Genomic DNA, 24,068 nt, shown 5'->3' on the forward strand with positions numbered 1-24,068 from the left:
GATGAGCCACGCGCACGACGCCCCGCACTGGGCCGACATCGGCGAGTCCACGTCGGTTGCCGGCGTGCTGTTGCTGTGCTGGGTGCACCGCTGGTTCGGGCGCTGGCCGTTCCACCTCTGCGTGTGGCCGGTCGTGGCCTGCCACTGGCTGGGCAACCGCGTCGGGCGCCAGGCCTCGATGCAGTACCTGCAGCGGCTGCAGGCCCATGCCGGTGCGCTGGGCCATGCGCCCACCCGGCGTGACAGCCTGCGCCACTTCTTCAGCTTCGCCGACACGATGCTGGACAAGATTCTCGGCCTCGGCGGCCGCTATCCGCCCGAGCGCATCCGCCTGCAGCGTGACCTGGTGCTGGGCAGGATCGCGCGCCGCGAAGGCGGCCTGATCCTGACCGCGCATATCGGCTGCCTGGAACTGTGCCAGGTGCTGGCCGAGCAGGTGCCGGGCTTCCGCATCACCGTGCTGGTGCATACCGCGCACGCGCAGCGCTTCAACCGGCTGCTGCAGCGGCTGGACCCGCTGGCCGCGGTGGAGCTGGTGCAGGTCACCGAGATGGGCCCGGCCACGGCGATGATGCTGGCCGACAAGGTCGCCTCGGGGGGCTTCGTCGCCATCGTCGGCGACCGCGTGCCGGTGCAGGGCGGGCGCAGCGTGATGGCGGATTTCCTCGGCCACCGCGCGCCGTTCCCGATCGGCGCCTACGTGCTGGCGGCCGCGCTCGGCTGCCCGGTCTACACGATGTCGTGCCTGCACCAGGGCGACGGCTATCGGGTGGCATTCGAACAGTTCGCCGACCGCGTGGTGCTGCCGCGCGGTTCACGCGATGCCGCACTGGCCGAACAGGCGCAGCGCTTCGCGCGCTGGCTGGAACTCCAGGTCATCCAGTCTCCGCTGGACTGGTTCAATTTCTTCCCCTTCTGGGATCAGGCTCCTCATGACGATTGACGCCGTACCCGTGTGCCGTTTCGGCGATGCACCGCTGACCATCGAAGAGGTGGTCGCCCTGGCCCAACGCAAGTGCGAGGCCGCGCTGAGCGATGTGCCGGCGTTCCGCGCACATATCCAGCGTGGTGCCGACTTCCTCGACCGCCTGCTGCGCGAGGATGGCGTCATCTATGGCGTGACCACCGGCTACGGCGATTCGTGCACGGTGAACATTCCGCCGGCACTGGTCGCCGAGCTGCCGCACCACCTGTACACCTACCATGGCTGCGGCCTGGGCCGTTACCTGGACCCGGCCGAGACCCGCGCCGTGCTGGCCGCCCGCCTGGCTTCGCTGGTGCGCGGCATGTCCGGCGTCAGCGTGCCGTTGCTGGAAGGCCTGGCCACGCTGCTGCAGCACGATGTGCTGCCGTTGATTCCGGCCGAAGGCTCGGTGGGCGCCAGTGGCGACCTGACCCCGCTGTCGTACGTGGCGGCCGTGCTGTGCGGCGAACGCGAGGTGCTGCACGACGGCCGCGTACAGCCGGCTGCCGACGTGCTGGCGAAGATCGGCATGACGCCGCTGAAGCTGCGGCCGAAGGAGGGCCTGGCGATCATGAACGGCACGGCGGTGATGACCGGCCTGGCCTGCCTGGCCTGGCAGCGCGCCGATTACCTGGCACGCATGGCCACGCGCCTGACCGCGTTCAACGTGCTGTCCAGCGACGGCAACGCGCATCACTTCGATGAAACCCTGTTCGCCGCCAAGCCGCACCCGGGGCAGTCGCGCATTGCCGCACGCCTGCGCAGCGACCTGCACAGCGAGCGCCCGCCGCGCAACGAGCAGCGCCTGCAGGACCGCTACTCGCTGCGCTGCGCGCCGCACGTGATCGGCGTGCTGGAAGACACCCTGCCGTTCCTGCGCCAGCTGATCGAAACCGAACTGAACAGCGCCAACGACAACCCGCTGATCGACGCCGACGGCGAGCGCATCCTGCACGGTGGCCACTTCTACGGCGGGCACATCGCGCTGGCGATGGACACGCTGAAGAATACGGTTGCCAACATCGCCGACCTGCTCGACCGGCAGCTGGCGCTGGTGGTCGATGCCCGCTACAACCACGGCCTGCCGGCCAACCTGTCGGCGGCCACCGGCCCGCGGGCGGCGATCAACCATGGCCTGAAGGCGCTGCAGATCAGCGTTTCGGCGTGGACGGCCGAGGCCCTGAAGCAGACCATGCCGGCCTCGGTGTTCTCACGGTCCACCGAATGCCACAACCAGGACAAGGTCAGCATGGGCACCATCGCCGCGCGCGACTGCCTGCGCGTGATCGAACTGACTGAGCAGGTGGTGGCGGCCATGCTGATCGCTGCCCGCCAGGGCCTGGCGCTGCGCGAACGGGTTGGCATGAACGCGCAGCTGCATGGCAGTCTGGCCGATATGTACGCCGACCTGGGGCAGCGCATCGCCCTGGTCGAAGAAGACCGCGCGCTGGATCGCGAACTGCGGGAACTGCTGGTGGAGATCCGCGCGCAACGCTGGGAGCTGTATGTCGGTGAATGAAGGTAATGAACTGGTCGGCGAGGTCGAGCTGGCCCCCGCTTTCCACGACTGCGATCCGATGAACGTGGTCTGGCATGGCAACTACTTCAAGTACTTCGAGATCGCGCGCTGCGCGTTGCTGAAGCGCTACGACTACGACTATCCGCAGATGCTCGAATCGGGCTACCTGTGGCCGGTGGTCGACGCGCGGGTGAAGTACGTGCGGCCGCTGCTGTTCGGCCAGGCGCTGCGCGTGCGCTCGCGCATCGTCGAGTGGGAGAACCGGCTGAAGATCGAATACGAGATCCTCGATGCGGAAAGCGGCCAGGTGCTGACCCGCGCAATGACCATCCAGGTCGCGGTCGACGCGGCCAGCAAGGAAATGCTGTACCAGTGCCCGCCGGTGCTGTGGCAGCGTCTTGGAGTGCCTGCCCCGTGATCCGATCCCTTCGTCTTCCGTGCGTGCTGCTGTGCGCGCTGCTGCTGGTGGCCGCACCGCTGGTGCAGGCGGCTGATGCCGCCGTCGATGCCATCACCCAGGCCGTCGCCCGGCCGGACGTGCTGCGCGGGCAGTTCACCCAGGAAAAGCAGGTCAGCGGTTTCAAGAACCCGCTGCGTTCGCAGGGCCAGTTCGTGGTCGCGCGCAAGCACGGCGTGATCTGGTCCACGCTCAAGCCGTTCCCGTCGGAGGTGGTGGTCACTGCCGACCGCATCCTCAGCCGCCAGCGCGATGGCAGCACCCGCGTCGAACTGGACGCGCGCCAGCAGCCGGCGATGCGCTCGGTCAACGCGATCATGTTCGCGTTGATGAGCGGTGACGTGCAGGCACTGTCCAGCCAGTTCAACGTCGAGGCCACCCGTGAAGGGCAGGGCTGGCGCCTGAAGCTGACGCCGAAGTCGGCGATGCTGGCCAAGGCCTTCCAGTCGCTGACGTTGCAGGGCGACCGTTACGTGCGCCAGGTCGAGATCATCGAAGCCAACCAGGATCGCACCCGCATCCAGTTCACTGCGCTGAGCGAAGCGCCGGCCACGTTGAACGCCGACGAGGCGCGCCGCTTTGAGTGACAGCGCCGCACCGGATCGCCTGCGCCGCTGGTGGCACTGGCTGGGTATCGCCTGGCTGCTGCTGTTGCTGGTGCTGGGTGCGCAGCAGTGGCGCCTGTGGAGCCAGGAGTCGCGGATCGACACCGACATCCTTGCCCTGCTGCCGCAGGACGCGCACGACCGCCTGCTCAGCGACGTCACCCGGCGCATTGCCGATGGCAGCTCGCGGCAGGTGGTGGTGCTGCTCGGCAGTACCGACGGTGCCGCTGCCAAGCGCGCGCAGGCCGCGTTCGCCGCGGCGATGGCCAGTGATGCCGACAGCGCGCTGCTGGTGCCCAGTGGTTCGATCGAAGGCTGGTTCGATGAAGCGCGTGCGTTCTACGCACCGTACCGCGATCGCCTGCTGACCCCGGCCCAGCGCGAGCAGTTGCAGCAGGCCGAACCCGGTGCGTTGGCCGAACAGGCACTCGGCGCGCTGTACGGCCCGATGGGCGCGCCGCGGTTGACCGAGTGGCGGCAGGATCCGCTGTCGCTGTGGCCGCAGTGGTGGCAGCAGCAGGCCCAGGGCTCCGGCCTGCGCCTGGGCGATGACGGCCTGCTCGAGGCCGAAGGCAAGCACTGGGCGGCGCTGCAGTTCGATACGCCGGGCTCGGCCTTCAGGCTCGATGGCGAGCGTCATCTCGATGGCCTGCTCGAACGCGCCGGACAGGCGGCCAAGGCCGCTGCGCCGGATCTGGAGATCCTGCATGCCGGCGTGCCGTTGCATGCCGAAGCGGCTGCCGTGCAGGCCAACCAGGAGATCAACACCATCGGCTGGGGCTCGCTGGCGGCGGTGCTGCTGCTGGTGTGGCTGGCGTTCCGCTCGCTGCGGCCGATCCTGCTGGTTGCCGCCTCGCTGCTGATCGGTTGTGGCGTGGCGCTGGCGGTGACCGTGCTGGTGTTCGACAAGGTGCATGTGCTGACCCTGGTGTTCGGTGCCTCGCTGGTCGGCGTGGCCGAGGACTACGGCATCCACTGGTTCGCTTCGCGCCAGGCCGAACCGGCCGACCGTCGCTGGAAGCTGCTGCGGCATCTGCTGCCGGGCCTGTGGCTGGCGCTGCTGACCAGTGCGCTGGCGTACCTGGCGTTGGGCCTGGCGCCGTTCCCCGGCCTGCGGCAGATGGCGCTGTTCTCGGTGGTGGGGCTGGCTGCTGCCTTCCTCACGGTGATCTTCTGGTTCCCGTGGCTGGACGGTGGCGAGATCCGCACCACCCGCTTCGCGCAGTGGCTGGGCAACACGCTGGAGCGTTTCCCGCGCCTGCACGGGCGTCGCTCGGTGGCGATCTTCCTCGGCGTGGCCGCGCTGGTGTCGGTCATCGGCATCGCCCGCCTGCAGAGCAACGACGACCTGCGCAGCCTGCAGTCGTCGCCGCCGGCGCTGATGGCCCAGCAGATCCGCCTCAGCCAGTTGCTGGGCATGCCCAGCCCGGCGCAGTTCTATCTGGTGCAGGGCAGCGATGCCGCACAACTGCTGCAGCGCGAAGAAGCGCTGACCACGCGCCTGCGTGAACTGACCTACGACAAGCGCATCGGCGGTTACCGCGCAATCAGTGACTGGTTGCCGTCGCCCGCGCGGCAGCAGGCCGATGCGGCGCTGACCGCCAGGGTGGAACCGGGCGTGCTGGCCGCGGTGGGCGAAGCGGTGGGCGAGCCCCTGCAGCGCCCGGCATTTGCAGCGGCGCCGCTGAGCGCCGAGGCCTTCCTCGCCTCGCCGGCGTCGCAGCCGTTCCGCCACCTGTGGGTCGGCAACGTGGGCGGGCAGATGATCAGCGTGGTGATGGTCGATGACCTGTCGCGTGCCGATGCACTGGCCACCCTGCGCGGTGCTGCCGAAGGCCTGGACGGCGTGCGCTGGGTCGACCGTACGGCCGATTTCTCGCAGCTGCTGGGCCACTACCGCAAGCTGATGGGCGGCCTGCTGCTGGTCGGCATCGTGCTGGTGTTCGGCGCCCTGTGGCTGCGCTACCGGCGCCAGGCCTGGCGCGTATTCGCACCGACCCTGGTGGCCGGTGCACTCACCCTTGGATTGCTCGGCCTGTTCGGCCAGCCGCTGCAGCTGTTCAACGTGCTGGCACTGATGCTGCTGCTGGGCATGGGCATCGACTACGGCATCTTCCTGATCGAGCACCGCGGCGATGCCAGCGCCTGGCTGGCGGTATGCGTGGGTGCGGCCAGCACCTGGCTGTCGTTCGGCCTGCTGGGTCTTTCGCAGACGCCGGCGCTGCGTGCGTTCGGGCTCACCCTGCTGTTCGGCATCGGCCTGGTGTGGCTGATCTCGCCGCTGTTCCGGCCGCCACCGCATGACGCTCCGCCGGCCTGACCGGGCACGCTTCATTCCGATTCCTCCGCTTTTCCACCTGATCGAGCAACAAGGACGCACCGATGACTACTGCTGTGGATGCCGCTGATTCTTCCCGCCACGAAGACGTGGAACGTACCGAGATCCTGATCATCGGCGCCGGCCCGGCCGGCTCGGTGGCCGCGGCGATGCTGCGCCAGCAGGGCCGCAAGGTACTGATGTTGGAGCGCCAGCAGTTCCCGCGCTTTTCCATCGGCGAGAGCCTGCTGCCGCAGAGCATGGAATACATCGAAGCGGCGGGCCTGCTGCAGGACGTGGTCGAGGCGGGCTTCCAGTACAAGAACGGCGCGGCCTTCGTGCACGGGAATGCGCGCACCGCGTTCGACTTCAGGAAGAAGTTCTCGCCGGGCTGGGGCACCACCTACCAGGTGCAGCGCGCCGACTTCGACAACGTGCTGGCGCGTGGCGCCGAGCGCATGGGCGCGACCCTGCGCTTCGGTGACGAAGTGCTGTCCGTCGAGCCGGGCGAGCAGCCGCTGGTGAGCGTGCGCCGCCCCGATGGCAGCGAGTACCGCATCGAAGCCGATTTCATCCTCGACGCCTCTGGTTTCGCGCGCCTGCTGCCACGCCTGCTGGACCTGGAATCACCGTCCAACTTTCCGGTGCGGGGCGCGATCTTCTGCCACGTGCGCGACAACATCCCGGCCGAAGCGGAATTCGACCGCAACAAGATCCTGATCACCACCCATCCCGAGCACATCGACGTCTGGTACTGGACGATTCCGTTCTCCAACGGCTGCTGCTCGCTGGGCGTGGTCGCCGAGCCATCGTTCTTCGAGCGCTACGAAGGCGACGACCTGCAGAAGCTGCAGGCCATCGTCGGCGAGGATCCGAACCTGACCTCGCTGCTGGCCAATGCCGAATGGGCGGTGCTGCCGGTGCGCCGCATCACCGGCTATTCGGCCAATGTCAGCTCGCTGTGGGGCCCGGGCTATGCGCTGCTGGGCAACGCCGGTGAGTTCCTCGACCCGGTGTTCTCCTCCGGCGTCACCATCGCGTTCAAGTCGGCGCAGCTGGCCAGCGAATGCCTCAAGCGCCGTTACGCGGGCGAGACCGTGGACTGGGAAAGCGAATTCTCGATTCCGCTGCGTGCCGGCGTGAAAACCTTCCGCCGCTTCGTCGAAAGCTGGTACCAGGGCGGCTTCCAGAAGATCATCTACCACCCCGACCAGCAGCCGCAGGTGCGCGACATGATCAGCTCCATCCTGGCCGGCTACGCCTGGGACACCAACAATCCGTATGTGGCCGACGACAGTGGCCGTCGCATGCGCGTGCTGGAGGAACTGTGCAGCGCCTGATCGTCCGCCTCTCCGCGGTCCTGCTGTGCCTGCTGCTGGCCGCCTGTGCCAGCCGCATGCCGCGGCCGCTGGTCGACCTGCCGCCGCTGCGGTTGGCACCGTCCAGCCTGCCGGCGCCGTTGGCCCTGCAGCAGCAACTGCACTTCCGCTTCGGCAGCCACGAGCGTGATCTGGATGCGCTGCTGGAAGCCGACGCGCAGCAGGTGCGGCTGGCCGTGCAGGCGATGGGCCAGACCGGCGTGCGCCTGCAGTGGGACGGCCAGCAGCTGACCCAGCAGCGTGCACCGTGGCTGCCGCCACAGGTACGTGCCGAACGCGTACTGGATGACCTGCAGTTCGCGCTGTGGCCGACGGACGCCATTGCCGCCGCGCTGCCGGCCGGCTGGCAGGTGAACGACGACGGCCGCCAGCGCAGCCTGTCCCGCGACGGCACCGTGTGGCTGCAGCTGCAGCGCCTGGGCGATGGCAGCGTGCAGCTGGACAACCGCGCCGAGGGCTACACCCTGCGCATCGAATCGATCGACATGGCCGGCCAGGAATGAAGAGCGCTCCCATTTTCCTGAACGACCTCGGCGTGGTCTGCGCGTTGGGCGAGGGCCGCGCCGCGGTGGCTGCTGCGCTGTTTGCCGATGCGCCCGGCGGCCTGAGCGACAACGCCAGCCTGCTGCCGGGTCGCACCCTCGCGCTGGGCGAGGTGCACAGCCCGCTGCCGACACTGGAAGAACTGCCGGTGTCCCTGCGTGGCCGCAACAATGCTCTGCTGGACGTGGCACTGGCGCAGATCGCGCCGGCCGTTGCCGATGCCATCCACCGTTACGGCGCCGAGCGTGTGGCGGTGGTGCTGGGCACCAGCACCTCGGGCATCGGTGAATCCGAGCAGGCGCTGCGTACCCGCGCCGAGCACGGCCATTGGCCCGAAGGCTTCGACTACGCACAGCAGGAAATGGGCACCGCCGCGCAGTTCGTGCGTGAGCGCAGCGGTGCGCTGGGCCCGGCCTGGACGCTGTCCACGGCCTGTTCGTCCAGCGCCAAGGCGTTGATGTCGGCAGCGCGCATGCTGCGTTCGGGCATCGTCGATGCGGTCATCGCCGGTGGTGCCGATTCCCTGTGTCGGTTCACCGTTGCTGGGTTCAGTGCGCTGGAATCGGTCTCCGCAGTGCGCTGCAATCCGTTCTCGCAGCATCGCTGCGGGATCAACATCGGCGAGGGCGCCGCGCTGTTCCTGCTGACCCGCGATGCAGGCCCGGTCAGCCTGGCGGGGTGGGGTGAGTCGGCCGACGCGCACCATATGTCGGCACCGGACCCGCAGGGTCTGGGTGCCATCGATGCCCTGCAGCAGGCGTTGCAGCGTGCTGGCTGGGCACCTTCGGAAGTGGATTACGTGAACCTGCATGGCACCGCGACAGGCCACAACGACGCCATGGAAAGCCACGCCGTGGCGCAGGTGCTGGGCACCGCCGTGCCGGCCAGTTCGACCAAGCCACTGACCGGCCACACGCTGGGGGCGTCCGGTGCGATCGAAGCGGCGCTGTGCTGGATCGTGCTGGCCGGGAATCCGCAGCAGCAGCTGCCGCCGCACTGGTGGGACGGCGTGGCCGATCCGGCGCTGCCGGCGTTGCCGCTGGTAGCCCCGGCGACCTTCCTGCAGCAGCTGCCGCGGCGGGTGCTGAGCAATTCGTTCGCCTTCGGCGGCAGCAATGCCGTACTGGCACTGGAGCGCCGATGAACATGCCGCTGTATGCCATCGAAGAGGTGGTGCCGCACCGCCAGGACATGTGCCTGCTGGACCGCATCCTGCGCTGGGACCAGGACGGCATCGAGGCGGAACTGGTGGTGCCCGAGGCCGGCCTGTTCATCGAAGACGGTGCGGTCCCGGCATGGGTCGGCATCGAATACATGGCCCAAGCCATCGCTGCCTGGGCCGGCTGCCGCGCACGCACGGCCGGCAACCCGCCGCAGCTGGGCTTCCTGCTTGGCAGCCGGCGCTACACGAGCACGCGCAGCAGTTTCCCCAGTGGCACCCGCCTGCAGGTACAGGCGCGTTGCGAGTTGTTGGGCGACAATGGATTAGGGATGTTCGCCTGCCGCATCCTGGCAGGCGAAGAAGAATGGGCGGTTGCCAACGTGTCGGTGTTCGAACCGGCCGACTCGATGGCCTATCTGGAGAGTGGACAGGCATGACAGGGAATCCAAGCGTGCTGGTGACCGGCGCGAGCCGGGGCATCGGCCGGGCCATTGCGCTGCGTATCGCGCGCGATGGCTTCGACGTGGTGGTGCATTGCCGCAGCCGTGTGGAAGAAGCACAGGCGGTGGCCGACGAGATCCAGGCGCTGGGCCGGCAGGCGCGCGTGCTGGCCTTCGACGTGGCCGACCGTGCTGCCGCGCGTGCTGCGCTGGAGGCTGACGTGGAGGCACATGGCGCCTATTACGGCGTGGTGTGCAATGCCGGCATCGCCCGTGACGGCGCGTTCCCGGCATTGTCCGAGGACGACTGGGACCAGGTGATCCACACCAACCTGGACGGTTTCTACAACGTGCTGCATCCGCTGATCATGCCGATGGTGCGGCGGCGCAAGCCGGGCCGCATCGTCACCCTGTCCTCGGTGTCCGGCGTGGCCGGCAACCGCGGCCAGGTCAATTACAGTGCGGCCAAGGCCGGCATCATCGGTGCCAGCAAGGCATTGGCGCTGGAACTGGCCAGCCGCCAGATCACCGTCAACTGCGTGGCCCCGGGCCTGATCGAGACCGACATGCTCAACGAAGAAGTGGTCGAACACGCATTGAAGCTGATCCCGGCCGGCCGCGTCGGCCGTCCCGAGGAAGTGGCGGCCACGGTCGCGTTCCTGCTGTCCGAGCCGGCCGGCTACATCACCCGCCAGGTGATCTCGGTCAACGGAGGGATGATCTGATGGCCGCCGATCGTCGCGTGGTGGTCACCGGTGCTGCCGCCATCAGTCCGCTCGGCCACGACTGGCCGACCATCCAGGCCCATCTGCGCAGCTGCCGCAATGCGGTGCGTTCGATGCCGGAATGGGATGTGTATGCGGGCCTGAACACCAAGCTTGCCGCGCCGGCGCAGGACTACGAGCTGCCGCCGAACTACAACCGCAAGACCACCCGCTCAATGGGCAAGGTGGCGATCATGTCGGTGCGCGCCACCGAGGTCGCCCTGCGTGAGGCGGGCCTGTTCGAGCACCCGGTGCTGCGCAGTGGCCGTACCGGCGTGGCCTATGGCTCGTCGTCGGGCAGCCACGAAGCCACCGGCGAATTCGGCCGCATGCTGCATGAGTTCACCACCGACGGCATCAGCGCCACCACCTACCTGAAGATGATGAGCCACACCGCGCCGGTCAACATCGGTGTGTTCTTCGGCTTGTCCGGGCGTGTCTACACCACTTCCAGCGCCTGTACGTCGGGCAGCCAGGGCGTGGGCGCCGGCTATGAAGCGATCCGCAGCGGCAAGCAGACGGTGATGGTGGCCGGTGGTGCCGAACAGCTCGACGCCACGGCTGCGGCGGTGTTCGACACCCTGTTTGCCACCAGCACGCGCAACGACGCACCGCACACCACCCCGCGTCCGTTCGATGCCGGCCGCGATGGCCTGGTGCTGGGCGAGGGCGCCTGCACGTTGATCCTGGAGGATCTGGAACACGCGCAGGCACGCGGCGCGACCATCCTCGCCGAGATCGTCGGTTACGGCACCAACAGCGACGGCCAGCACGTCACCCAGCCCAGCGCCGATACCATGGCCCAGGCCATGCGCCTGGCGCTGGAAGACGCCGGTCTGCAGCCGGCGCAGATCGACTACGTGAACGCCCATGGCACCGCCACCGACCACGGCGACATCGCCGAGACCCAGGCCACCGCCCAGGTGTTCGGCAGCCGCGTGCCGATCAGCTCGTTGAAGAGCTACGTCGGCCACATGCTGGGCGGTTGCGGCGCGTTCGAAGCCTGGATGAGCATCGAGATGATGCGCGCCGGCTGGTTCGCGCCCACCCTGAACCTGGTCGAGGTGGACCCGCGTTGCGGCCAGCTCGACTTCATCACCGGGCAAGGCCGCGAGCTGCAGGCCGAGTACGTGATGAGCAACAACTTCGCCTTCGGCGGCATCAACACCTCGCTGGTGTTCCGCCGCTGGAGCGCGTGACCCCGCCGTACCCGCACCCCAACAAGGAGACGTTCCGATGCGCCGCACCCTGCTGATCGCCACTGCCACCGCGCTGCTGGCCCTGACTTCCACCGCTTCGGCGCGCGATACCCGCGTCGAACAGTCCCTGCGCGAGCTGATCAGTTCGCAGGCCGCCAAAGATGCCGGCATCGACGGCAGCGTGCGCTTCTACCTGGCCGGCCAGCCGGTCAGCGTGCAGCAGCGCCTGGGCGAAGACGTGACCAACAAAAAGACCAACGCTGCCAACAAGAGCGATGTCGAGGCCTGCAACTGGGTCGCGCTGTCGGCACTGCTGGCCCTGCAGGACGGTGCCAAGTCGCGCGGTGCCAACGCCGTGGTCGACATCGTCAGCTACTACAAGAAGAACGAGTTCAAGAGCGCGACCAACTACGAGTGCTGGGCCGGCACCTTCGTCGCCGGCGTGGCCCTGAAGGGCACCTACGCCAAGGTCAAGTAAGCGCTGCCGACCGGTGGCGCAGCCTGAACGGCGTCGCCACATTGCTGAACCTCAACGGGGAAACGCCGTCGATCGCGCCGCCATCGTCGCGTGACGGCTTTCCCCGGTGTCGGCTTTCCGACACAATCACGGCTCTTCCCGGGTTATCGTCCCGTGGACATGCACGCCTACGTCTACAAAAGCCAACTCAAGCCGGACACCTACGTCTATCTCGCCCGACGCGATGACTTCAGCGCTTTGCCTGCGCCGCTGTCGGCGTCGTTGGGTTCGCTCGTCTTCGTGCTGGACGTGACCCTGGACGCGGAGCGCCGGCTGGCCCAGGCCGACCCGGCCAAGGTGCGCAGCGAACTGACCGAGCGCGGGTTCTACCTGCAGGTGCCGCCGTCGGTGAGCAGCATGATGCTGCGCCACTATGACTGAGCTTTCCCGATCCCGCGCCCTGTCGCTGGCCTTCACCCTGGGTGCCTTGCTGGCACTGGGTTCGGCGCTGGGCGGCCTGCCCGGTGCGGTGCTGGCGGCACTGGCACAACCGGCGTTCGCGCTGGGGATTTCGTGGTGGCGGCGCAGCCGCGCGCTGCTGCCGCCGAAGGTGATCGCCCGCCAGGATCTGCCAGCGCTGCTGGCGCTGTGGACGGCCGCGCCGCTGCTGCTGGCCCTGTTGCTGGCCTGGCCCCTGGCCGCGCTGCGCGACAGCGGCAGCCTGGCTGCGGTGCTGGGCCTGAGCGTGCTGGTCAGCGCCGGCCTGCTGGCGGCCTGGCGCACCTGGCCGCTGTGGAACGATGTCGAGCGCCTCGATGGTGGCCTGGCCCAGCATTGGCAGGCGCTGGCCGGCCGCGACCTCAGCGCCTGGCGTGGCCTCGGCGTGGCCGCACTGGTGATGGCCCTGGCCGCACTGGTGGTACTGCCGACCTGGCCGGGCCTGCTGCCGGAAAGCGCGCGTTGGCCGTCGGCACTGGCGGTGCTGCTGCTGTCGCCGCTGCTGCACCTGCTGCTGCAGCGCATCGCACCGGCGCCGCTGGTCTCGCTGCGCGGCCCGGTTGGCGCTGAACTGCCGGTCGATCGCGAAACGCTGTTCAGCGCTGCGGTGGACACCACGCCGCTGGAAGCATTGGCGCCGCAGGAGCTGACCCCGGCCCTGTACGAAGCCGCGCGCCACGGCCGCATCGACCGCGCGCTGCAACTGCTGCAGGCCGGCGCCGATCCGCATTCATTGCCTGACCCGAACTGGCGCGACCAGCGCAGCCTGGCTGTACTGGCCGCGGTATTGCCGGACCTGCGCCTGCTGCGCGAGCTGATCGGCCGCGGCGTCGATGTGAACGCGCCGCACCGCGGCATGACCCCGCTGCTGGCCGCGACCCGCGACAGCTGGCATGGGCGTCCGGAAGCGGTGATGACCCTGCTGGCCAACGGTGCCGATTCGCGCGCCACCGACAGCGAGGGCAACACGCCCCTGCACCACGCCGCGCGCAGTTCCGACCCGGGCGTAGCCGCGCTGCTGCGCGATGCGGCGGCTGAAGTGGACGCACTGAACCGTGATGGCTGGTCACCGCTGGCGGTGGCCTGCCAGGTCGGCAACTGGCGCCTGGCGCGCTTCCTGCTGGAGCGTGGCGCGCGCAGCGAACCGGCTGACGGCACCCCGGTGCTGCTGGCCGCGGCCGCCACCGAGGACGACGATCCGGCCGGCGTGCAGCTGCTGCTCAAGCACAAGGCACGTGCCGACGCGCGCGACCGCCAGCGCCGCAGCGCGCTGCATGAAGCCGCACTGGCCGGCCACGTGGACATCATTGGCGTGCTGCTGGCCGCCGGTGCCAACCTGGAAGCGCGCGATGCGCTGGGCCGCACCCCGTGGCTGGAAGCCGCACGCGCCGGCCGCGCTGCCGTGGTCGAGCACCTGCTGCCGCACAAACCCGACCTGGTTGCGGTCGACACCGATGGCCGCAACGCGGTGCTGCTGGCCACGATGGCCGAGGACGTTTCGCCGCTGTTGATCAAGCGCCTGCTGGAACTGGGCATCGCCGCCGACGGCAGCGATCCGGCCGGCCGGCGCGCGGTGGACTATGCCGCCGAAGCCGGTCGCTGGGCGATCGTGGCCCTGCTGGACCCGTCCTACCCGCTGCCCGCCGCCGTCAGCGATGGCCTGGCCGAGCGCGGTGAGACGGCCAGCGCCAGCGGCCTGTTGCCCGACCGCCCGCCGTTGACCCTGCTGCGCGAGGCGCTGGGGTTCGGCAATACCGATGGCATGGCCGCACTGGCCAGGCTGTGCCAGCCCGAAGAACTGGGTGGCCTGCTGCTCGATCCGGAGCTGGCGCTGGAGCCGCGTGCGGTCGACTGGCTGCTCGCCCATGGTGCCGATCCGTACGTGCGCGACGCCTGCGCAGATACGCCGATGTTCGCCCTGCTTTCGCGTGGCATCGATGCCGTGCCAGCCCTGCAGGTGATGCTGCAGCACGGCCTGTCGCCGGCCGGGCGTGGTGGCCTGGCGCGTTTCCTCGCCGCCTGTGCGCAGCACGACCAGGCGGCGCGTGGCCTTGAGCAGCTGGCGCTGGAACTGCTGGAGCGGGGCGCCGATCCGTTTGCCGCCTCGCCGGCCGGTGATCCGCCGTTGTCGCTGGCGGTGCGCCTGGGCTGGCTGCGCCTGCAGCAGGCCCTGCTCACCACCGGCGTGGACCGCGAAGCACGCGACAGCCATGGCATGACCGCGCTGCATCTGGCCACCGCACTGGCGCGCGAAAGCGCCTTGAAGCTGCTGGTGCAGCACGGCGCCTCGCCGGAAGCGCGTGCTGCCGATGGGCAGACACCGCTGGGCGTGGCGTTGTCGATCGGTCGTCGTGATCTGGCTGATTGGCTGGACTGGCGCGTCTGGCCGCTGCCGCGCCGGACCCTGCGCGAAGGCGATCTGCCGGCCGCCGCGATGGCCGGCGATGTCGACGCCGTGCGTCGTTTGAATGATCTGGGCTTTGCCATCGATGCCGTCGATGCGCAGGGCTGCACCGCGCTGCTGCGTGCTGCCGGCGGTGGCCACCTGGCCGTGGTCGACCTGCTGCTGGCGCGCGGCGCTGATCCGCAGCATGCCGCTGCCAGTGGTGCCACGCCGTTGTCAGCGGCGGTCAGCATGCGCCAGGTCGAGATCGTCTCGGCCCTGCTCGACGCCGGTGCGCAGCTCGAACACCGCCTGCCGGGCGGGGTCACCGTGCTGATGCTGGCCTCGGCGCTGGGCCTGCCGGACATCGTGGCGCGCCTGCTCACCGCCGGTGCCGATGTGCATGCCGGCGATGCCCAGCAGCTGGCGCCGCTGCACTGCGCAGCCCTGTATGGCTTCAGTGCGCGCGACCGTTCGCGCCTGCTGGCGCTGCTCGATACCCTGCTGCTGGCTGGTGCAGAGCCGGACCAGGCGGCCGCCGGTGCGGTCACGCCGTTGCTGCTGCTGATGGGCGCGCGTGCCGAACCGGGCACTGCCTGCGACGAGCAGGTGGTGATGGCCGCCGTCGAGCGCCTGCTGGATGAAGACGTGAGCCTGGACGTGCGCGATCCGCGCGGCTTCGGCCCGCTGCACCTGGCCGCCCTGCACGGGTTGCCGCTGCTGGTGCAGCGCCTGCTGCGCGCCGGTGCCGACCCGGAAGCGCGCGATGGCTTGAACCGCAGCCCGCGCGAGATCGCGGTGATGCGCGGCTTCATCGACGTCGCCGCCGAGTTCGAGCCGCGCGTGCCGGGTGTCTCGTCGATGGCCAGGTTCCTGCGCGACAACGGCTGAAGGTCGCCTTCCATTGGGTGGGTGCCGACCGTTGGTCGGCACACCGGCCCGCGGTCAGCGCTCCTTGTCGCTGTCGCTTTCCGCGTCCGCTTCGAACAGGTGCATCAGGTCGTTGCGGGCATCGCGCGAGGTCTGGATCACGGCGGCTTCGTCGTCGTAGACCAGGTACTGGTCGCGCAGCAGCTTCTCGTCGTGCTCGCGGAACTGCTGCACATGGCGCTCGGCCACGTTCGGCGCCACGCCCAGCGCGGTCAGCACGCGCCCGCTCATTTCCAGGCTGGTACCGAATACTTCGCGGAACGGTTCGGCCGACATGTCCATCAACCGCCAGGCATGCTGGCGGTTGCGCGCACGCGCCAGCACCGTCGCGTCCGGGTACAGGCGGCGCACCATGCGCACCGCACGCAGGTTGGTTTCCGGGTCGTCCACGGTGATCACGAACACGTCGATGTGCTCGCCGCCGGCGGCGCGCAGCATTTCCGGCCGGGTCGGATCGCCGTAGTACAGCTGGTTGCCGAAGCGGCGCAGGTCGGCCACCGTGTCCGGGTTCGCCTCCAGTGCCACGAACGGCACCTTCTGCGCGGTGAGCAGGCGCGCGATCACCTGGCCGAAGCGGCCCATGCCGGCAATCAGCACCTTCGGGCGATTGTCCGGCGCCACCTTGTCGGCCTCCGCCGCCTGGCGGGGTGCGACCTTCTCCTCGCCGAGCAGGCGCATCAGGGCGATCATCAGCAACGGGGTGATCGCCATCGACAGGCCGACGATCGCCACCAGCCGGTCATGGTTGGCATTGCCCAGCAGATGCGCACGCTGGGCTTCGTTGAACACCACGAAGGCGAACTCGCCGCCCAGCCACAACACGCTGCCCAGCAGCAACGACTGCCGCGAGCTGAGTCTGGCGATGCGGCCGATGGCGTACAGCAGGCTGAACTTCACCACCAGCAGGATCGCCACGCCCGCAGCGATCATCCACGGTTCGGCGGCGATGCGGTCCAGGTCGATGCCCATGCCCACGGCAATGAAGAACAGGCCCAGCAGCAGGCCCTTGAACGGCTCGATCTGCGATTCCAGCTCATGCCGGAATTCCGAATCGGACAGCAGCACGCCGGCCAGGAATGCCCCCAGGCTGGGGCTCAGGCCGGCTTCCTGCATGAACCAGGCGGTGCCCAGCACCACCAGCAGCGCGGTGGCGGTGAACACCTCCGGGCTGCGGGTGCGGGCGATGATGCCGAACACCCGGCGCAGCACCGGCCGCCCGCACAGGATTACCACCGCCAGCGCGCCCAGCGCGACGGCCGCATCTTCCCAGCGCAGCGTCTCGTTCTTGACCCCGCCCAGCAGCGGAATCGCGGCCAGCAGCGGAATGGCGATCAGGTCCTGGAACAGCAGGATGGCAAACCCCAGCCGGCCATGGTCGCTGTTGATCGCTTTGTGTTCGGACAGCAGCTGCAGGCCGACCGCAGTCGACGACAGCGCCAGCGCCACGCCCACCACCAGCGCGCTCTTCCACTGGAAGTGATCGAGCAGCAGCAGGCCGCCCAGCACCAGCCCGGACAGCGCCACCTGCGCCGCGCCCGCACCGAACACCGACCGCCGCATCACCTTCAGCCGGGCCGGGGACAGCTCCAGCCCGATCACGAACAGCAGCATGACCACGCCGATCTCGGCCGCGCCGAGGATGCGGTCGGCGTCCTGTACGAAGCCCAGACCGTCCGGACCCAGCACGACGCCGGCCGCCAGGTAGCCCAGCACCGCGCCGAAGCCGAACTTCTTGAACACCGGCACCGCGATCACCGCGGCCAGCAGCAGCACCAGTGCCAGTTCCAGACCACCGCTATGCATGGGAATACCTGGTCATCGGGAGGCCGGCTGTGCGTCCGTTCGGCGGGGGGGAAAGTGCGGCAGATGCCACCTGGGCATTATGCGCGCGCCGCTGTGTACGCACGAGAACGGCAGCGGGCCCATTGGCCGGTCAGCGCGGCGGGTTGACCTGCACCGACCGCAGGTCCAGACTGCCCGCCGCTGCCGGCGTGTCCGGCAGTACACCCCTCCGGAGTCCCCAACCCATGTCCAGCGACAGTAGAAGTCGACCTCGGTCGACGCCAGCGATGGCCACCGCCTGACACCGGGACGGTTTGCCTGCGTTGGCGTTGCGCGAAGTCGCACCCCATGAAGGCGAATCACCATGAACCAGAAGCAATTGCTGCGTCCGGTGGCCGATGCCGCAGCATTGTCGGCACCGCTGGCGAACTACAACACCGCCGATGCGGTGGAATTCCTCAACACGCTCGAACTGGAGCGCGCCGCCGAGACGCTGGCCGCGCTGTCGCTGCCGCGTGCAGTGAAGATGCTCGAGGCGCCGGAGCTGCACCGCAGTGGCGAACTGGTTGCCGCACTGCCGCCGGCACGCGCCGCTGCGCTGCTGGGGTTGATGGCCGACGACCGTGCCACCGATATCGTCCACGAGCTGGATGAAGAAGAACGCGCGCGGCTGATTCCGCTGCTGGGCAACGAAGCCCGGCAGACCATCCAGAAGCTGCTGAGCTACCCGCCGAACACCGCCGGTGCGCTGATGACCACCGAGTTCGTCGCCGTGCCCGCCACCTGGACCGTGGCCCAGACCCTGCAGCACATCCGCCAGGTCGAACGCACGCGCGAGACCGTGTATGCGATCTACGTGCTCGACCCGGCCAACCAGCAGCTGCAGCAGGTGGTGACCATGCGCCGGCTGATCACCGGGCTGCCGGAGGAATCGATCCTGGATGTGGCCCAGGTCAATCCGCCGGTGATGGTGGATGCGCAGATGGACCAGGAAGACGTGGCGCGGCTGATCCGCCGCCACGATCTGCTGGCCATTCCGGTGGTGGACGCGCAGCAGCACATGCTCGGCATCGTCACCGTCGATGACATCCTCGATGCGCTGATCGAAGAATCCACCGAGGACGCGCACAAGTTCGGCGGCATGGAAGCGCTGGACAAGCCGTACATGCAGATCGGCTTCTTCGAGATGCTGCGCAAGCGCGCCGGCTGGCTGAGCGTTCTGTTCGTTGGCGAGATGCTGACCGCCAGCGCGATGCAGCACTACGAGGACGAACTGGCGCGCGCGGTGGTGCTGACCCTGTTCATTCCGTTGATCATGAGCTCGGGTGGCAACTCCGGTTCGCAGGCGACCTCGCTGTTGATCCGCAGCCTGGCGCTGCGCGAACTGCGCCTGCGCGACTGGTGGAAGGTGGCCCTGCGCGAAGTGCCCACCGGCATGGTGCTCGGCGCCATCCTCGGTTGCCTGGCCATCGTACGCATCGTGATCTGGCAGCTCGGTGGCTTCCATGACTACGGCGAGCACTGGATCCTGCTGGCGATCACCATCGGTGCCGCGCTGGTGGGCATCGTCACCTTCGGCTCGCTGTCCGGGTCGATGCTGCCCTTCATCCTCAAGCGGCTGGGCTTCGACCCGGCCAGTGCCTCGGCTCCGTTCGTGGCCACCCTGGTGGATGTGACCGGCCTGGTCATCTACTTCAGCATCGCCGCGATGATCCTGCACGGGACGCTGCTGTAACGGCGTCGTCGTCCACGCATGGCGTGGACCTCCTGGTCCCGGCCGGCGCAGCAGATCCACGCCCTGCGTGGATGCGATGCCAGGATCCTGCGCACGATCATGCCGCCGCAGCGCCGGTCCGTGTAACGTAGGCACATGAGTACCTACCACCTGCAGTCCGTGTTCCGTCCGCAGTCGGTCGCGGTGATCGGCGGCAGCCCGCGTGAGCGCTCGGCCGGCCGCGCAGTGATGCGCAACCTGCGCGGCACCGGCTTCCCCGGCAAAGTGGCATGGATCAACCCGCGCCACGCCGAGATCGATGGCATCCGCACGGTGAAGCGGCTGAAGGACCTGGACTGGGTGCCCGATCTGGTGGTGATCACCGCGCCGGCCGCCATCGTGCCGCAGGTGGTACGCACCGCTGCCGAACGTGGCGTGCAGGCCGCGATCATCCTCACCGCGCATCTGGGAGAAGGCCCGGGCTCGCCGTGGGCACAGGTGGAGGCCGCCGCGCGCGCGCATGGCCTGCGCATCCTTGGCCCGCACTGCCTGGGCGTGATCGCACCACATGCACGGCTCAATGCCAGCATCGCTGCGCATTTCCCGCAGGCCGGCGATCTCGCGCTGATCTCCGAATCCTCGGCGATTGCCGCGGCCCTGGTGGAGTGGGGCGTGGCGCGTTCGGTAGGGTTCTCCGCCGTGGTTTCGCTGGGTGACACCATGGACGTGGACTTCGGCGACCTGCTGGATTACTTCGCCACCGACTACCGTACCCGCGCCATCCTGCTCTATGTCGAGCAGATCAAGGACGCGCGCAAGTTCATGTCGGCCGCGCGCGCCGCTGCGCGTGCCAAACCCGTGGTGGTGGTGAAGTCCGGGCGCGCCGAACGGGTACAGCCGGGCAGCGCCGATACCCACGTGCAGGCACTGGCGCGCGCCGATGATGTCTACGGCGCGGCATTCAACCGTGCCGGCCTGCTGCGGGTGAGCGCGCTGGACGAGCTGTTCACCGCGGCCGAGTCGCTGGGCCGGCTTGGCACCTTCCCCGGTCGTCGCCTGGCCATCCTCAGCAACGGCGGTGGCGTCGGCCACCTGGCGGTGGACCAGCTGATCGCCCTGCAGGGCACGCTGGCGCAACTGTCCGACAGCACCGTGCAGAAGCTGGATGCGGTACTGCCGCAGGGCTGGACGCGCAGCAACCCGGTCGACATCGTGGTCGACGCCGATGGTGATCGCTATGCCACTGCCATCGAAGCGTTGCTGGCCGACAGCGAGAACGATGCGGTGCTGGTGGTCAACGTGCCTACCGCGTTCACCTCGTCGGCCGATGCGGCGCAGGCGCTGACCCGTACGCTCGGCCTGCGCCCGCGCCACCACCGCGACAAGCCGGTATTCGCGGTGTGGCTGGGCAACGACGACCAGGCCACTGCCACCCTCAATGCCGCACGCGTGCCGACCTATCCCACCGAAGCGGAGGCCGTGCGCGGCTTCCAGCATCTGGTGCGTTACCGGGAGGCACAGAGTGCGTTGATGGAAACGCCGCCGAGCCTGCCGCAGGATTTCAGCGTGGATACCGCGCGTGCGCGCGCGCTGGTCGAAGCCGCGCTGGCCAATGGCCAGGGCTGGCTGGACCCGTTGGCCACCCATGAACTGCTGAAGGCCTACGGCATCCCCTCTGCACCGGTGATGCACGCGCGAGATGCGCACGAGGCGATGGACCTGGCGCAACCCTTGCTGGAGCGTGGCGCGACAGTCGCGCTGAAGATCCTGTCGCCCGATATTCCGCACAAATCCGCAGTGGATGGCGTGCGCCTGAATCTGGCGACGCTGCCGGCGGTGCAGAGCGCGGCCAAGGCGATCCTTGCCCGTGCACGCCAGCTGCGGCCGGACGCGCGCATCGACGGCCTGCTGGTGCAACCGACCATCGTCCGCCCGAAGGCGCGCGAGCTCATCGTCGGGATCGCCGACGACGCCACGTTCGGACCGGTGATCGTGGTCGGGCGCGGTGGCACGGCGGTGGAAGTGATCAACGACAAGGCGCTGGCGCTGCCGCCGCTGGACCTGCGCCTGGCCCACGAGCTGATCGGCCAGACGCGGGCCTCGCGCATCCTCAAGGCCTATGGCGATGTGCCCGCCGCCGATGAGCGCGCACTGGCACTGGCGCTGGTAAAACTGGCGCAGCTGGCGGCGGACATTCCCGAAGTGCGCACGCTGGACATCAATCCCCTGCTGGTGGACAGCAAGGGCATCCTCGCACTGGACGCGCGCGTGGCGGTCGCGCCGTCGCGCATCCTGCACAAGGGCCGTGGCCATCCACGCTTCGCCGTGTTCCCGTATCCGAAGGAGTGGGAGCGCACCATCGAGCTGTCCGACGGCGGTCGCGCGTTCGTGCGCCCGGTGCGGCCGGAAGATGACGCGCTGTTCCGTGCGTTCTTCGCGCGTGTCAGCGACGAGGATCTGCGTCTGCGTTTCTTCCAGTCGGTGAAGCATTTCAGCCACGAGTTCATCGCCCGCCTGACCCAGCTGGACTACGCGCGCTCGATCGCATTGGTGGCGCTCGAACCGCGCAGCGGCGAGATGCTCGGCGCGGTGCGACTGCATGCCGATGCGGATTACCACCGTGGCGAGTACGGCATCCTGATCCGTTCGGATCTGAAGGGCCACGGCATCGGCTGGCGCCTGATGGCGATCATGATCGAGTACGCCAAGTGGCTGGGCCTGGACGTGGTGGAAGGCCAGGTGCTGCGCGAGAACAGCACCATGCTGGCGATGTGCCGGAGCCTGGGCTTCAAGACCCGGCTGGACCCGGACGACCCGACGGTGATGATGGTGACGTTGCCGGTGCAGCAGGTGGAAGTGCCCGACGTCCCGCCGGTGGCGTGACCGTGACGGTAGCGCCGGGCCACGCCCGGCGGAACATCGGATTCAACGCAGCGGCTCGACCACCACCGCCGTGCCATAGCACAGCACTTCGGTCAGCCCGGTCATCACATCGGTGGCGTCGTAGCGCATGCCGATGACCGCGTTGGCCCCCAGCTGCCGTGCATGCTTGACCATGTCGCGATAGGTTTCCTCGCGCGCCTGCTCGCACAGCTCGGTGTAGATGGTGATGTTGCCGCCGAAGATCGTCTGGATGCCGCCAAGGAAGTTGCCCACGATCGAGCGCGAGCGTACGGTGATGCCGCGCACCACGCCCAGGTTGCGCGCGATGCGGTAGCCGGGCAGCTCGAAGGCGGTGGTCACCATCGAATCATCCAAGCGCGCTGCGGACGTGGTCGGGGTACCGCTGTTGTAGGGGTCGGCCATGGGTGTCTGGTCGTGTTGTGGGTTTGAAGACGCCACAATACCCACATGACCGACCGCATTCCCCTGCTGCTGCTCCCCGGCCTGCTCAACGATGCCGAACTCTGGCGCGCGCAGCTGGCCGATCTGGCCGATATCGCCGACTGCACCGTGGGCGACCAGACCCGCGGCGAGACCCTGCAGGCCGTTGCCGAGGAGGTACTGGCGCAGGCGCCGGAACGGTTTGCGCTGGCCGGTTTCTCACTGGGCGGCTTCGTCGCCCAGCAGATCCTGCGCACCGCGCCGGAGCGGGTGCTGCAGCTGGCCCTGATCGACACCTCGATCCATGCCGACTCCCCGGAACGTGCCGAACAGCGCCGCAGCCAGCGCGCCAGCGTGCGCCTGCCCGGCAGATTCCACGGCTTTGGTGACGCGCTGATGCGCAGCTATATCGACGCCTCGCGGCTGGACGACTACGTGCTGGTGCAGCGCGTGCGTGACATGACCGCACGGCTGGGTGCGGAGGTGTTCCTGCGCCAGAGCGCGCTGGAGCGCAGTGATGGCCACGATGTGCTGGCCGGCTACCGCGATCCGCTGCTGATCGTCTGTGGTGCGAACGACCGCATCACGCCGTTGGCGGTGAGCGAGGAGATGCACGCGCTGGTGCCGCATTCGCAGCTGGTGGTGGTGCCCGATTGCGGGCACCTGGCACCGATGGAGAAGCCGGACGAGGTGAGTGCGGCAATGCGCGGATGGTTGTTGCAGTACTGATGGATCCGCCGGGCATGGCCCGGCGCTACCCACCGTCATCCGGTAGCGCCGGGCCATGCCCGGCGGCCGTTCTTCAATCCCAGGCCGGTGCGATGCCTTCCGGATTGGCCAGGCGGTGGCCACGGTCCAGCTTGGCGATCTGCGCCATGTCGTCTTCGGTCAGGCGGATCGCGGCGGCTTCCAGGTTGCTGGCCAGGTTCTCGCGCTTGGTCGACGACGGAATGACCGCGTAGTCCTGCTGCAGCGCCCATGCCAGCGCGATCTGCGCCGGGCTGGCCTGATGACGGCCGGCGATGGCCTGGATCACTGGGTCTTTGATCACCTCGCCGTAGGCCAGGCTCATGTAGGCAGTGACGCGGATCCCGTTGTCCTGCAGGAACTTCACCAGCAGGCGGTTCTGCAGGTAGGGGTGGATCTCGATCTGGTTGGTGGCGATGGCATCGGCGCCGAGGATCTCGATCGCCTTGCGGGTCTGGGCGATGGTGAAGTTGGAGATACCGATCTCCCGGGTCAGCCCCTGTGCCTTGGCCTCAGCCAGGGCAGGCAGATATTCCTCCATCGGCGTGTCGACCTTGTCGTTCGGTGACGGCCAGTGGATCAACGCCAGGTCGACGTGGTCGGTGCGCAGCTTTTCCAGGCTGGTGTGCAGGCTGGCCAGCAGCGCATCGCGCTTGAACTCGGTGATCCACACCTTGGTGGTCAGGTAGATCTCGTCACGCGGCACGCCGGACTCGGCGATGGCCTGGCCGACCTCGGCTTCGTTGCCGTAGATCTGCGCGGTGTCGATGGCGCGGTAGCCGACGTCCAGCGCGTTGCGCACCGAGTCGATCACGGTCTGGTCTTTCAGGCGGAAGGTGCCGAGGCCGAAAGCGGGGACAGTCATGGAGAACTCCAAAGCGGGG

General features: G+C 68.7%; 20 protein-coding genes. 17 read left to right on the forward strand and 3 right to left on the reverse strand.

Going from position 1 to position 24,068, the window contains the following annotated elements; translation table 11 throughout:
• Position 1 precedes the first annotated feature (1 nt).
• The 14 genes from ACUXVE_RS01960 (at position 2) to ACUXVE_RS02025 (ending at position 15,578) form a co-directional block, all read left to right on the forward strand.
• Complete coding sequence (locus ACUXVE_RS01960) at positions 2 to 943, forward strand: LpxL/LpxP family acyltransferase (protein WP_132823665.1); 942 nt, start codon at positions 2 to 4, stop codon at positions 941 to 943.
• Positions 933 to 2,483 carry an HAL/PAL/TAL family ammonia-lyase gene (locus ACUXVE_RS01965; RefSeq protein WP_445513708.1) on the forward strand — a complete coding sequence of 517 codons (1,551 nt, stop codon included), beginning with the start codon at positions 933 to 935 and terminating at the stop codon, positions 2,481 to 2,483. The genes ACUXVE_RS01960 and ACUXVE_RS01965 overlap by 11 nt, the downstream gene beginning before the upstream one ends.
• On the forward strand, positions 2,470 to 2,901 hold the full coding sequence (locus ACUXVE_RS01970) for an acyl-CoA thioesterase (protein WP_025878003.1): 432 nt from the start codon (positions 2,470 to 2,472) through the stop codon (positions 2,899 to 2,901). Before ACUXVE_RS01965 ends, ACUXVE_RS01970 begins: the two co-directional genes overlap by 14 nt.
• Entirely contained in the window at positions 2,898 to 3,527 is a 630-nt protein-coding gene (locus ACUXVE_RS01975; protein ID WP_445513709.1) for an outer membrane lipoprotein carrier protein LolA, read from the forward strand. The genes ACUXVE_RS01970 and ACUXVE_RS01975 overlap by 4 nt, the downstream gene beginning before the upstream one ends.
• Positions 3,520 to 5,865 carry an MMPL family transporter gene (locus tag ACUXVE_RS01980; RefSeq protein WP_445513710.1) on the forward strand — a complete coding sequence of 782 codons (2,346 nt, stop codon included), beginning with the start codon at positions 3,520 to 3,522 and terminating at the stop codon, positions 5,863 to 5,865. Before ACUXVE_RS01975 ends, ACUXVE_RS01980 begins: the two co-directional genes overlap by 8 nt.
• A 62-nt stretch (positions 5,866 to 5,927) precedes the next feature.
• Positions 5,928 to 7,202: an NAD(P)/FAD-dependent oxidoreductase gene (locus tag ACUXVE_RS01985; protein ID WP_222388145.1), complete on the forward strand. Its 1,275-nt coding sequence runs from the start codon at positions 5,928 to 5,930 to the stop codon at positions 7,200 to 7,202.
• A complete protein-coding gene (locus ACUXVE_RS01990) occupies positions 7,190 to 7,744 on the forward strand; it encodes a DUF3261 domain-containing protein (RefSeq protein WP_222388146.1) in 555 nt (184 codons plus the stop codon). The genes ACUXVE_RS01985 and ACUXVE_RS01990 overlap by 13 nt, the downstream gene beginning before the upstream one ends.
• Positions 7,741 to 8,928, forward strand: coding sequence for a beta-ketoacyl-[acyl-carrier-protein] synthase family protein (locus ACUXVE_RS01995; protein WP_445513711.1), 1,188 nt, complete (start codon positions 7,741 to 7,743; stop codon positions 8,926 to 8,928). The genes ACUXVE_RS01990 and ACUXVE_RS01995 overlap by 4 nt, the downstream gene beginning before the upstream one ends.
• The gene (locus ACUXVE_RS02000; protein WP_025877993.1) at positions 8,925 to 9,383 is read left to right on the forward strand and encodes an ApeP family dehydratase; all 459 of its coding nucleotides are present in this window, start codon (positions 8,925 to 8,927) and stop codon (positions 9,381 to 9,383) included. Before ACUXVE_RS01995 ends, ACUXVE_RS02000 begins: the two co-directional genes overlap by 4 nt.
• On the forward strand, positions 9,380 to 10,111 hold the full coding sequence (locus ACUXVE_RS02005) for a 3-ketoacyl-ACP reductase FabG2 (protein ID WP_025877991.1): 732 nt from the start codon (positions 9,380 to 9,382) through the stop codon (positions 10,109 to 10,111). Before ACUXVE_RS02000 ends, ACUXVE_RS02005 begins: the two co-directional genes overlap by 4 nt.
• Complete coding sequence (locus ACUXVE_RS02010) at positions 10,111 to 11,349, forward strand: beta-ketoacyl-ACP synthase (RefSeq protein WP_025877989.1); 1,239 nt, start codon at positions 10,111 to 10,113, stop codon at positions 11,347 to 11,349. The genes ACUXVE_RS02005 and ACUXVE_RS02010 overlap by 1 nt, the downstream gene beginning before the upstream one ends.
• A 37-nt stretch (positions 11,350 to 11,386) precedes the next feature.
• Positions 11,387 to 11,827, forward strand: coding sequence for a hypothetical protein (locus ACUXVE_RS02015; RefSeq protein WP_025877987.1), 441 nt, complete (start codon positions 11,387 to 11,389; stop codon positions 11,825 to 11,827).
• Positions 11,828 to 11,986: 159 nt separating this feature from the next.
• Positions 11,987 to 12,247, forward strand: coding sequence for a YcgL domain-containing protein (locus ACUXVE_RS02020; RefSeq protein ID WP_032976812.1), 261 nt, complete (start codon positions 11,987 to 11,989; stop codon positions 12,245 to 12,247).
• Entirely contained in the window at positions 12,240 to 15,578 is a 3,339-nt protein-coding gene (locus tag ACUXVE_RS02025; protein ID WP_445513712.1) for an ankyrin repeat domain-containing protein, read from the forward strand. Before ACUXVE_RS02020 ends, ACUXVE_RS02025 begins: the two co-directional genes overlap by 8 nt.
• Before the next feature lie 54 nt (positions 15,579 to 15,632).
• Here the strand turns inward: ACUXVE_RS02025 and ACUXVE_RS02030 are convergent, their stop codons facing one another.
• Complete coding sequence (locus ACUXVE_RS02030) at positions 15,633 to 17,420, reverse strand: monovalent cation:proton antiporter-2 (CPA2) family protein (protein ID WP_445513713.1); 1,788 nt, start codon at positions 17,418 to 17,420, stop codon at positions 15,633 to 15,635.
• Between the two features lie 343 nt (positions 17,421 to 17,763).
• Here ACUXVE_RS02030 and mgtE point away from each other — a divergent pair, with 343 nt between their 5' ends.
• A complete protein-coding gene (gene mgtE / locus ACUXVE_RS02035) occupies positions 17,764 to 19,134 on the forward strand; it encodes a magnesium transporter (RefSeq protein WP_093819494.1) in 1,371 nt (456 codons plus the stop codon).
• A gap of 135 nt (positions 19,135 to 19,269) precedes the next feature.
• On the forward strand, positions 19,270 to 21,996 hold the full coding sequence (locus ACUXVE_RS02040) for a bifunctional acetate--CoA ligase family protein/GNAT family N-acetyltransferase (protein WP_445513714.1): 2,727 nt from the start codon (positions 19,270 to 19,272) through the stop codon (positions 21,994 to 21,996).
• A gap of 42 nt (positions 21,997 to 22,038) precedes the next feature.
• Here the strand turns inward: ACUXVE_RS02040 and ACUXVE_RS02045 are convergent, their stop codons facing one another.
• A complete protein-coding gene (locus ACUXVE_RS02045) occupies positions 22,039 to 22,419 on the reverse strand; it encodes a YbjQ family protein (RefSeq protein ID WP_222388150.1) in 381 nt (126 codons plus the stop codon).
• 45 nt (positions 22,420 to 22,464) lie between these two features.
• Here ACUXVE_RS02045 and ACUXVE_RS02050 point away from each other — a divergent pair, with 45 nt between their 5' ends.
• Positions 22,465 to 23,166 (forward strand): alpha/beta fold hydrolase, encoded by a 702-nt coding sequence (locus ACUXVE_RS02050; RefSeq protein WP_222388151.1) that lies wholly within the window; start codon positions 22,465 to 22,467, stop codon positions 23,164 to 23,166.
• A gap of 73 nt (positions 23,167 to 23,239) precedes the next feature.
• Here ACUXVE_RS02050 and dkgB read toward each other — a convergent pair whose 3' ends face one another.
• On the reverse strand, positions 23,240 to 24,049 hold the full coding sequence (dkgB, locus tag ACUXVE_RS02055) for a 2,5-didehydrogluconate reductase DkgB (RefSeq protein ID WP_093819486.1): 810 nt from the start codon (positions 24,047 to 24,049) through the stop codon (positions 23,240 to 23,242).
• Between the last annotated feature and the right edge of the window lie 19 nt (positions 24,050 to 24,068).

It is taken from the genome of Stenotrophomonas sp. 3(2025) (genome assembly GCF_052665395.1).

Coding starts and splice junctions, on each gene's coding strand:
- ACUXVE_RS01960 (WP_132823665.1), top strand. CDS start 2: ATGAGCCACGCGCACGACGCCCCGCACTGGGCCGACATCGGCGAGTCC.
- ACUXVE_RS01965 (WP_445513708.1), top strand. CDS start 933: ATGACGATTGACGCCGTACCCGTGTGCCGTTTCGGCGATGCACCGCTG.
- ACUXVE_RS01970 (WP_025878003.1), top strand. CDS start 2,470: ATGTCGGTGAATGAAGGTAATGAACTGGTCGGCGAGGTCGAGCTGGCC.
- ACUXVE_RS01985 (WP_222388145.1), top strand. CDS start 5,928: ATGACTACTGCTGTGGATGCCGCTGATTCTTCCCGCCACGAAGACGTG.
- ACUXVE_RS01995 (WP_445513711.1), top strand. CDS start 7,741: ATGAAGAGCGCTCCCATTTTCCTGAACGACCTCGGCGTGGTCTGCGCG.
- ACUXVE_RS02000 (WP_025877993.1), top strand. CDS start 8,925: ATGAACATGCCGCTGTATGCCATCGAAGAGGTGGTGCCGCACCGCCAG.
- ACUXVE_RS02005 (WP_025877991.1), top strand. CDS start 9,380: ATGACAGGGAATCCAAGCGTGCTGGTGACCGGCGCGAGCCGGGGCATC.
- ACUXVE_RS02010 (WP_025877989.1), top strand. CDS start 10,111: ATGGCCGCCGATCGTCGCGTGGTGGTCACCGGTGCTGCCGCCATCAGT.
- ACUXVE_RS02015 (WP_025877987.1), top strand. CDS start 11,387: ATGCGCCGCACCCTGCTGATCGCCACTGCCACCGCGCTGCTGGCCCTG.
- ACUXVE_RS02020 (WP_032976812.1), top strand. CDS start 11,987: ATGCACGCCTACGTCTACAAAAGCCAACTCAAGCCGGACACCTACGTC.
- ACUXVE_RS02025 (WP_445513712.1), top strand. CDS start 12,240: ATGACTGAGCTTTCCCGATCCCGCGCCCTGTCGCTGGCCTTCACCCTG.
- ACUXVE_RS02030 (WP_445513713.1), bottom strand. CDS start 17,420: ATGCATAGCGGTGGTCTGGAACTGGCACTGGTGCTGCTGCTGGCCGCG.
- mgtE (WP_093819494.1), top strand. CDS start 17,764: ATGAACCAGAAGCAATTGCTGCGTCCGGTGGCCGATGCCGCAGCATTG.
- ACUXVE_RS02040 (WP_445513714.1), top strand. CDS start 19,270: ATGAGTACCTACCACCTGCAGTCCGTGTTCCGTCCGCAGTCGGTCGCG.
- ACUXVE_RS02045 (WP_222388150.1), bottom strand. CDS start 22,419: ATGGCCGACCCCTACAACAGCGGTACCCCGACCACGTCCGCAGCGCGC.
- ACUXVE_RS02050 (WP_222388151.1), top strand. CDS start 22,465: ATGACCGACCGCATTCCCCTGCTGCTGCTCCCCGGCCTGCTCAACGAT.
- dkgB (WP_093819486.1), bottom strand. CDS start 24,049: ATGACTGTCCCCGCTTTCGGCCTCGGCACCTTCCGCCTGAAAGACCAG.